An 8990-nucleotide genomic window follows, 5' to 3' on the forward strand; every position below is an offset into this window, starting at 1 on the left:
TTGCGGCTGATCCCCCGGACCTCATAGGATCCGAGCGGCCGATGGAATGGCGGGGGAGGTGGCCGGTGAGCACGACCGAGACGGGCTTCGACGATACCGCTGTCGTTTCGGCCAGAGGCCTGAAAAAGCAGTTCGGCTCGTTCGAAGCGGTGGGCGGCATCGATTTCGAGGTGGCCCGCGGTGAGGCATTCGGCCTGCTGGGTCCGAACGGCGCGGGCAAGTCCTCGACCATGCGGATGATCGCCTGCACCTCTCCCCGCACCGGCGGCACCCTGAGCGTGCTCGGCATGGACCCGCAGACGCACGGCCCGGCCATCCGGGCCCGGATCGGCACCGTGCCGCAGACCGACAACCTGGACATGGAGCTGACCGTACGGCAGAACCTCCAGACCTACGGGCGGTACTTCGGGCTGTCGCGGGCGCATGTGCGCGGCAAGGCCGTCGAGCTGATGGAGTTCGCCCGGCTCTCCGACCGCGCGGACGACGAGGTCCAGCCGCTGTCCGGCGGCATGAAGAGACGGCTGGCCATCGCCCGCGGTCTGGTCAACGACCCCGAGGTGCTGCTCCTCGACGAGCCGACCACCGGGCTGGACCCGCAGGCCCGGCATCTGCTGTGGGAGCGGCTGTTCCGGCTCAAACAGAGCGGAGTCACCCTCATCCTGACCACGCACTACATGGACGAGGCCGAGCAGCTGTGCGACCGCCTGGTCGTGATGGACGGCGGCCGGATCGTCGCCGAGGGGTCCCCCGCCGGCCTCATCGAGCAGTACTCCACCCGTGAGGTGCTGGAGCTGCGCTTCCACCCCGGCACCCAGACCCGGCACGTGTCCGCGGTGGAGGACCTGGCCGAGCGCGTCGAGGTGCTGCCGGACCGGCTGCTGCTCTACACCAAGAACGCCGACGCGACGGCGACCCGGGTCGTCGAGCGGGACGTCCATCCGCTGTCCAGCCTGGTGCGGCGCTCCACCCTGGAGGACGTCTTCCTGCGGCTGACCGGCCGGACCCTGGTGGACTGAGATGGCCACCGACACCTCCCGGCAGACCCTCGCCCCGCCCGCCCGGGCCACGGGCGCCGTGGTCGGCCCCTGGCGGGCCATGGGCTTGCGTCTGGAGGTCCAGTGGGCCTGGTACCGGCGCTACTGGCGGGCGAACCTGTACTCCTCCGGCCTCCAGCCGCTGCTGTTCCTCGGCGCGATGGGCCTCGGCCTCGGCTCCCAGGTCAAGGACGCCTCGTTCCTCGGCGGGCACACCTATCTCCAGTACATCGCCCCGACGCTGCTGGTCAGCGGCATCGTGGCCACCGCGGTCAACGAGGCGGGCCACCCCGTCCTGTCCGGCTTCAAGTGGAAGCAGGACTACATCGCGGTCGTCGCCACCCCCATCACCCCCCAGCAGCTGTACGGGGCACAGCTGTTGTGGATCGCCCTGCGTCTGTCGATCTCCGCGGTGATCTACGGGATCACCGCCGCCCTCTTCGGGGCGTGGACCGGATTCGGGGTGCTGCTCGCCCTGCCGCTGACGGTGTTCACCGGGGCGGCCTGCGCCGCGCCGGTCATGGCCTTCGCCGCCGTCACCCGCGGGGAGGGGCACGCCTTCGTCGCCCTGAACCGGTTCGTCGTGCTGCCGATGACCCTGTTCGCCGGCACCTACTTCCCCGTCGACCGGCTGCCCGGGCCGTGTCTGCCCCTGGTGTGGATCTCCCCGATCTGGCACGGCAACGAGCTGGTCAGGGGGGTCACCCTGGGCGGTCTGTCGCCCCTGCCTGCCCTGGGGCACGCGCTGTTCCTGCTGGCCATGCTGGTCATCGGCGTGCTGCTCGGCCGCCGGAGCTTCTCCCGCAGGCTGGTGGTCTGACGTGAACGAGCCGACGACCACCGCCCGGACCCCCGAGGCCGGTGCCCGGCCCACCGTCGGCGGGCGGCCCGTCGGCGGCGGTCCGCTGCTGCGGATGCTGCCCGCCGGCTCGTACTCCGGACTGTCCTTCCGCCTGGTCGAACGCAGTGTGCTGCTGTACTCCCGGGCCTGGCTGGTGCTGGTGTCCGGAGTCTTCGAGCCGCTGTTCTATCTGCTGGCGTTCCAGGTCGGGTTCAGCTCGCTGATCGGCGAGGTGACCGGTCCGGACGGCCGTCCCATGAGCTACGTCGCGTTCGTCGCCCCGGCGCTGCTGGTGGCCTCCGCGATGAACGGCGCGGTCTACGAGACGCTGAGCATCTTCTACAAACTGCGCTTCGACCGGCTCTACGACGCGGTGCTGGCGACCCCCATGGGCACGCTGGACGTGGCGATCGGCGAGATCTCCTGGGCGGTGCTGCGCAGCGGTCTGTACGCGGTGGCGTTCCTCGGTGTGATGGCGGCCATGGGGCTCGCCACATCCCCGTGGGCCCTGCTGCTGATCCCGACGGCCCTGCTCATCGCGACCGCGTTCGCGGCGATCGGCATGGTGTGCGCGACGCTGCTGCGGTCGTCCTCGCAGTTCGACTACATCCATGCCGTCGTGATGCCGATGTTCCTGTTCTCCACGACCTTCTACCCGATGTCGGTGTACCCGGCGTCGCTGCGGTGGCTGGTGGAGCTGTCGCCGCTCTACCACGGCATCGAGCTGGCCCGGGGACTGTCCGTCGGGGTGCTGGACCCGACCATGATCGGACACGTCGGGTTCCTCGCCGTACTGGCCGCCGGCGGGCTGTACATCGCCTCGCGCCGGATCGGGAAGCTGCTGCTGAGCTGAGGACCGGCCCCGGACGACGGCGGGGCCGGTTCGGAGGGTGTCAGAGGGTGGGCGCCAGTTCGTACCACCTGACGGGCGGGTCGTCCGCCCGCAGCGGCAGCAGGAACCGGTCGATCTCCAGATCGGCCAGGGGGTAGCGCTGGAATCCGTCCTGGAATCGCCGGCGTATCGCCTCGGAACGCGGGTGGTAGTCGTCTTTCGTCAGCACCCGCACGATCGCCGCCTCGGGCTGGAGCATGAAGATGAAATGGCCCTCGACACCATTCATGTACCGCGAATGGTCATGCGGGTAGCACGGCGCGAACACACTGATGAAACATTCCTCTCCCTCCAGAACGAAGTACCACCGGGGATCGGTCGCGATCGCCGGATCAAGACCCGCGGGAGCCGCTTCCGTGAGATTCCGGTGCAAGAACTCCATGAAATTCCGGAAAACCTGGGTCAGCTCGTCGAACGTGTCGCCGAACACCCGGGTGGGAAAGGCGTAGACGAATCCGTCGATGACATCGCGGTCCAGAATCCGCAGGAAGCGGCGCACGGCCGGCAGGGACGCCTTCATGTTGTCCGCGAACGAGCGGTCCTCGTCGTAGGACGGCGGTCCCCACAGCACCGACTTCTGGGCGAACGGGCAGAAGGTCTCCATCTGGATGGGGCGGATGAGCCGGACGGACTCGGCCCGGGACGGGTCGAACTCCGACTCCGCCACCGCCCGTTCCCTGCCCCGGGTGGACTCCAGCAACCGCACCAGCTGCTCGCTCAGCTCCTCGTACGAGGCGAAGCCGGCGATCGCGGCCCTCAGCACGTCGGGCAGCAGCCGGCGCAGGGCCACGAGGTCCGGATCGCCGCCCTGCCGGGCGTCGGAGCGATGGAAGGCCATGGTCCGGCGGACCGGCTCGGCGGCGGCGGTCAGCCGGTCCACGGCCTCGGGCAGCGGCAGCGGCCGCTCGGGCCACAGCGACGCCTCGGTCAGGTCGGCGGGCCAGGACGACTCGATGAACGCCTGTTGCAGCGGGATGCCGTAGCCGTTGGCCAGGGCCACCGCCGCGACGATCACCTCGGCGAGGTGCCGCCCCGCGGCGGACCGGTCGGCGGCATCGCCGCCACCGGCCTCGCGCAGGGCGGCCACCCGCTCGGCGAGATACACATCGGCCGGGTCCGGCGCCCAGTACGGGCCCCGGTCCTCGACCATGCGGCGCACCGCCTCCTGGATGCGCGCGATGTGCGGCCTCATCCCGCCGCCCCCTCCACGCCTCCTTCCGAGACGTCCTTGCGCACGAGGAACGGTCCGATGGCCAGATAGTCGATCTCGGTCTTGAGGAAGGTGGCCAGGGCGTCGGCCGGCGAGCAGATGATGGGCTCCTGGTCGTTGAACGAGGTGTTCAGGACCATGGGGACACCCGTGAGCGCCTCGAACTCGCTGATGATGCGGTGGAAGCGCGGGTTGACGTCGGCGCGCACGGCCTGGATGCGGCAGGTGTTGTCGACGTGCAGCACGGCACCCATCCGGTCGTACTTGTCGGCCTTCGCCGGGTACGCCATCAGCATGAAGTCGCCCGCGCTGGTCTCCTTGGCGACCTCGAACCACTCGGGCACCGCCTCGCTGAGCACGCTGGGCGCCAGCGGACGGAAATACTCCCGGTGCTTGACCTTGTGGTTGAGGTCGTCGCGCATGGAGCGGCTGCGAGGGTCGCCGATGATGCTGCGGTTGCCGAGCGCCCGGGGGCCGAGTTCCATGGCCCCCTGGAACAGCCCGATGACATGGCCCTCGCTGAGCAGGTGCGCCACCCGCTTCTCGTAGTCCTCGGGGCGCTCCACGACCAGGCCGTCGCGGGCGGACAGCTCCTTCTCGATCTCCGCCTCGGTGTAGGACGGACCCCAGTAGGCGTGGCGCATCTCCGAGCCGCGCTTCTGGCCGAGGATCGCGTTCCACACATGGAGGGCGGCGCCCAGGGCGAGTCCGCCGTCGTGAGCCGCGGGCTGGACGTACAGCTCGTCGAACGGGCCCTGCTCGAAGGCCACCTGGTTGGTGACGCAGTTGAGGGCGACGCCGCCCGCCAGGCAGAGCCGGGTCGCGCCCGTCACGTCGTGCAGATGGCGCGCCATGTGCAGGACGAGTTCGTTGGTCTTCTCCTGGAGCGCCGCGGCGATGTCGTGGTGCACGTCCTCCAGCGGCTCGTCGGGGCGCCGGGGCCGGACGCCGAGCACCGACTCCAGGCCCGAGGTGTCGGCGGACGGCGGGTAGTACAGGATGTCGCTGAACTTCAGCAGGTCGTGGCGCATGTCGAAGCCGCCGTCCTCGGTGGTCCGGGCGAGCCGGTCGAAGCCCTCCGTGAACCGTGCCGGTTCGCCGTACGCGGCGAGGCCCATGACCTTGGCGGCGTCGTAGACCCCGAAGCCGAGGAAGACCGAGACCAGTTCCCACAGATAGCCGATGGAGGCCGGGTAGCGGACGCTCTGTACGCACTCCAGGGCGTTGCCCCGGCCGTGGTAGAAGCGGGTCGAGTAGGCGTCGTCGCCGAGCGCGTCGACGACCAGGACCGCGGCGTCGGGGAAGGCGGACGCGAAGTACGCCGACGCGCCGTGCGCGGTGTGGTGCGCCACCCAGTGGAAGTCACCGGTGAAGCCCGACTCCGCGAACTTCTTGGGGATGCCGGGCAGGGTGGCGAGGAACAGCGACTGCTTCTCGGTGCTGTCCCAGGGGGAGGGCAGTCCGCCGTCCCTGACGGCCTGGATCTCCGCCGGGTCGGCCGCGCAGGTGACGTGGTCCACGTCCGCCAGGGTGATGCCCGCCTTGTCCAGGCAGAACCGGATGGCGTTCATGGGCAGTTCGTCGGGGTTGTCGGCACGGGCCTGCTTGCCGTGCTTGACGCGGTTGAAGCGCTCCTCCTCCGCCGACGCGACCAGTTCGCCGTCCTTCAGCAGAGCGGCCGAGGACTCGTGGTAGACCGAGTTGATGCCGAGGATGTACATGGGGGCTCCCATCGTGAGCGGTCAGACCAGCGGCTGGTAGGCGAGACGGGGGAAGTAGTCCTCGCGGGTCCCCTCGCGCCGCACGTCCCAGGTGGCGCAGTGCAGGGAGCCGCCGTACTCGAAGACGTTGCGGAAGGGGACGGTGAAGACCTCGAAGCCGAGCTTGTCGAGCAGGTCCTGCAGGGGCTTCTCCTGCTCCTCGCAGATCAGCTTCGTCGGGGAGATGCTGAGCACGTTCATCGACAGCCACTTGGAGGACTGGCAGTACAGCGGCATCTCGTCGTTGTTCAGGACCGGCTGCGGGGCCTCGACCAGCTCCCAGTCGTTGTCCAGGAACATCCGCTCCTCGCCCTCGCGCAGCGGGCGCTCCGGGTTGGTGAGGATGAGTCCCGGGCGCAGCGGCACGAAGGTGCAGTCGATGTGCGAGGGGAAGAAGTCCAGCGGGAAGTGGACCGGGTGGACGCGGAAGCCACGCGGCTCCAGATGGCGCCTGAGCCAGTGGATGCCGGCCCGGTTGGTGGTCATCGACTCCTGGACCAGGATGTCGCGGCCCAGCCGGCTCATGTCGGCGGCGTCGAAGACGACCTCGTCCTGGTTGACGCAGAACTCGAAGGAGTGCATCTTGGCGTGCCGCTCCTGAAGCGGCCACTCCCAGAACTCCTCGCGGTACATCCCGTCGGCCATCGACGGCTTGGGCGCGGTCGTCCACTCGACGCGGGGGTCGGCGTTCCAGTACTCGTAGACCAGCTTGCGGTAGGGCTGGTACTCGAAGTACCGGGCGCGGCGCGACATGGTGGCCTCGATGATCTCGTTGCCCATGGTGATCATCACGTCGCGCGGGCAGACCGCGCAGTACTGGTTCTCCACCTCGAAGTCGGGGGTGCGCACCGGGGCCGAGAAGTCGTGCGGCTCGGGGCGGCGCACGGTGACGCCCTGGGACTGAAGCACCCGGACCAGACCGTCGAGTTCCTCGTTGGCCCGGTCGATGGCCTCCTTGGACTTGGGGCCGGTGGGGAACGGGGTGTCGGGCGCGTTGCGGACGGCGGGCCGGCTGCCGGGCTCCACGGGTTCGAAGGAGGCGTTGTCGGCGGAGCCGACCACCATCTCCTGCAGCGGGTCCCACTCGTTCCACGAGTTGACGATCAGCGGCTTGTCCATGAGCGGTACCTGTCTCCTGGTGTCGGATGTGCGGGAGTCGTGACGGGCCGCGCGGGGTCGGTCGGGGACCTCGGACGCGGGTTCAGTCGTAGGCCTTGGAGAAGAGCTCCACCACGTAGGGGCCGAACTGGACGGCCTCGTAGCGCGGCGGGTTCTCGTCGTCGCAGCAGACGTCCAGCGGGCTGATCACGGCGTCGTAGGCGGGCTCGAAGAAGAAGGGGATCGAGTAGCGGTCGACGGCCCCCGGGAGCTGCACGCGGTGCCAGGTGGCGCGGTAGCGGTCGTTGGTCCAGCGCTGCATCATCTGGCCGATGTTGACGAGGAAGGTCCCGGGGATGTGCGGTGCCGGGATCCACGCACCCTCCGCGTTCAGCACCTCCAGACCGCCCACCTCGTCCTGCTGGAGCACCGCGAGGAAGCCGTAGTCGACATGCGCGCCGAAGCCGTGGTCGACCTCCGCCATCGCCAGCTTCTCGGGCGCGGTCCGGCCGACGGTCTCGTTGTACGGCGGGTAGTGCACCATCCGCAGGTCGCTCAGCTCCACGCCGTGGTACGGCGCGAAGTGGTGCTCGTCGACGCCGAGGCTGAGGGCCATACCGGCGGCGATACGGGCGCTCAGGCCGTACAGCTGGTCCCAGGCGCGCATCACGGTCTCCCGGAACGACGGCAGCGCCGGCGGCCACTGGCCCGGGTCGTCCAGCGGGTGGACGCCGGCGCGCCGGGCCGCCGCGGCGGCGGCGATGGTGCTGGCCTGCCGGCCGGACTCCGGCTGGAGGTCCAGGCACTCGTGCCAGTCCGTCTTGCCCGCGGTGACCTCGCCGCCCAGCGGGACATAGCCGCGGAACTGTTCGGTGATGCCGAGCCGGATCCTCATCTTCTCCTCCAGCGGGAGGGCGAAGAAGTCCCGGGCCGCGCCGAACAGGGCGCGGCTGTCCGCCTCGGAGATGCCGTGGTCGGTGATGTAGAAGAAGCCGACGTCGCGGCAGGCCTCGCCGATCCGCTCCACGGTCAGCCGCAGCTCCTCGGGGTCGGGGTCGGCGGTGACCAGCGGGCCGATGCCGATGACCGGGACTTCCTTGAAGGCCGTTCCGTGGGTGTTGTGGTTCATTGCCCCTCTCCGTTCTCGGTGTGCGTGCCGTCGTCGTTCCGTCCGGGGAAGATCACGTTCATGCGCGCCCACTCAAGCTCGCCGACGGGGGTGGCCGGGTTCGGCCCCCGGCCCCCGGCGAGCCATGAGTTGCCGGCGGGCACCGCGAGGGGGCCGCTCAGCCGCGGTCCGGCCGCGCGGTCCACCGGGACCAGCGGGCGGCGCAGGTCGGGCAGGAAGAACGACGCGTAGGAAAGCCGCTCGCCGCGCAGCGCCGAGTTGTGGACGCGGTGCGGACAGGCCCGGTAGTAGCCGTGCGTCCACACCTCCATCAGTTCGCCGCCGAACACCGACAGGACGTCGGCGGGCGGCTCCACGGGCAGCCAGCGGCCGTCCGCCGCCTCGGCCTCGAGTCCCGGCTGCTCCTGGAGGCTGACGGTGAGCAGCCCGCTGTCGGTGTGCCGTCCCAGCCGGGTCTGGTCGGCGCCGAAGCCGGCCGGGTCGCGGTAGCGGATCAGCCGCGAGTAGGAGCACAGCTCGCCGGCCGTGACGGAGTCCTCCGCGTCGGCCGGCTGGTCCAGGGTGAGCAGCAGACCGCGCAGCACCGCCAGGGCGATACGGTCCATGGCCGCCGAGTACGCCTCGACCACGGGCCGGAAGCGGGGCAGCACGGACGCGTCGGGCCACTGGTTCGGGCCGTACAGGGCGGCGTGCCAGGGCTGCTCCTCGCCCTCGGGCGCGGTGGTCTCCCTGCCGAACTCGAAGGACTCCTTCAGATCGGGCACGCCGCCCGTGTACTCGGCCCCCTGCGCGACATAGCCCCGGTAGTTGGCCGACCTGTCGATGTCCAGTGCCTGCTTGGCCGCTTCGGGCAGGGCGAAGAACGCCCGTGTCTGCTCGTGGAGCGCGGGGAAGAACCCGGGTCCGAGGTCGGCTCGGGCGTCGACATGGACGAGGGCGTGTTCACGGAGCGCGTCGTGCAGCCGGTCGAGCGTCGCGGGCCGGCCGGCCTCCAGGTCGGCGAGTGCGAGTACAGGGATCACGGGC

8 protein-coding genes are annotated in these 8990 nt (G+C 70.1%); 3 read left to right on the plus strand and 5 right to left on the minus strand.

Going from position 1 to position 8990, the window contains the following annotated elements; genetic code table 11:
* The first annotated feature begins 65 nt into the window (after window positions 1-65).
* From ACFY2Z_RS16750 to ACFY2Z_RS16760, 3 genes are read left to right on the plus strand one after another with little or no spacing between them, the layout of a single operon-like run.
* On the plus strand, window positions 66-1016 hold the full coding sequence (locus ACFY2Z_RS16750; protein WP_390744891.1) for an ABC transporter ATP-binding protein: 951 nt from the start codon (window positions 66-68) through the stop codon (window positions 1014-1016).
* A 1-nt stretch (window position 1017) separates the two neighbouring features.
* Window positions 1018-1854: an ABC transporter permease gene (locus ACFY2Z_RS16755; RefSeq protein ID WP_390744892.1), complete on the plus strand. Its 837-nt coding sequence runs from the start codon at window positions 1018-1020 to the stop codon at window positions 1852-1854.
* Between the two features lies 1 nt (window position 1855).
* Window positions 1856-2728, plus strand: coding sequence for an ABC transporter permease (locus ACFY2Z_RS16760; RefSeq protein WP_390744893.1), 873 nt, complete (start codon window positions 1856-1858; stop codon window positions 2726-2728).
* 40 nt (window positions 2729-2768) lie between these two features.
* Here the strand turns inward: ACFY2Z_RS16760 and ACFY2Z_RS16765 are convergent, their stop codons facing one another.
* The 5 genes from ACFY2Z_RS16765 to ACFY2Z_RS16785 all read right to left on the minus strand — a co-directional run bounded on the left by ACFY2Z_RS16765 (window position 2769) and on the right by ACFY2Z_RS16785 (window position 8986).
* On the minus strand, window positions 2769-3959 hold the full coding sequence (locus tag ACFY2Z_RS16765) for a YqcI/YcgG family protein (RefSeq protein WP_390744894.1): 1191 nt from the start codon (window positions 3957-3959) through the stop codon (window positions 2769-2771).
* A complete protein-coding gene (locus ACFY2Z_RS16770; RefSeq protein ID WP_390744895.1) occupies window positions 3956-5698 on the minus strand; it encodes a carbamoyltransferase in 1743 nt (580 codons plus the stop codon). The genes ACFY2Z_RS16765 and ACFY2Z_RS16770 overlap by 4 nt, the downstream gene beginning before the upstream one ends.
* 21 nt (window positions 5699-5719) lie before the next feature.
* Window positions 5720-6856, minus strand: coding sequence for a glycine amidinotransferase (locus ACFY2Z_RS16775; protein ID WP_390744896.1), 1137 nt, complete (start codon window positions 6854-6856; stop codon window positions 5720-5722).
* 82 nt (window positions 6857-6938) lie between these two features.
* On the minus strand, window positions 6939-7964 hold the full coding sequence (locus tag ACFY2Z_RS16780; RefSeq protein ID WP_390744897.1) for an isopenicillin N synthase family dioxygenase: 1026 nt from the start codon (window positions 7962-7964) through the stop codon (window positions 6939-6941).
* Window positions 7961-8986, minus strand: coding sequence for an isopenicillin N synthase family dioxygenase (locus ACFY2Z_RS16785; protein ID WP_390744898.1), 1026 nt, complete (start codon window positions 8984-8986; stop codon window positions 7961-7963). Before ACFY2Z_RS16785 ends, ACFY2Z_RS16780 begins: the two co-directional genes overlap by 4 nt.
* Window positions 8987-8990 lie beyond the last annotated feature (4 nt).

This window comes from Streptomyces sp. NPDC001222 (assembly GCF_042896945.1).
Classification (GTDB): Bacteria; Actinomycetota; Actinomycetes; order Streptomycetales; family Streptomycetaceae; genus Streptomyces; species Streptomyces gibsoniae.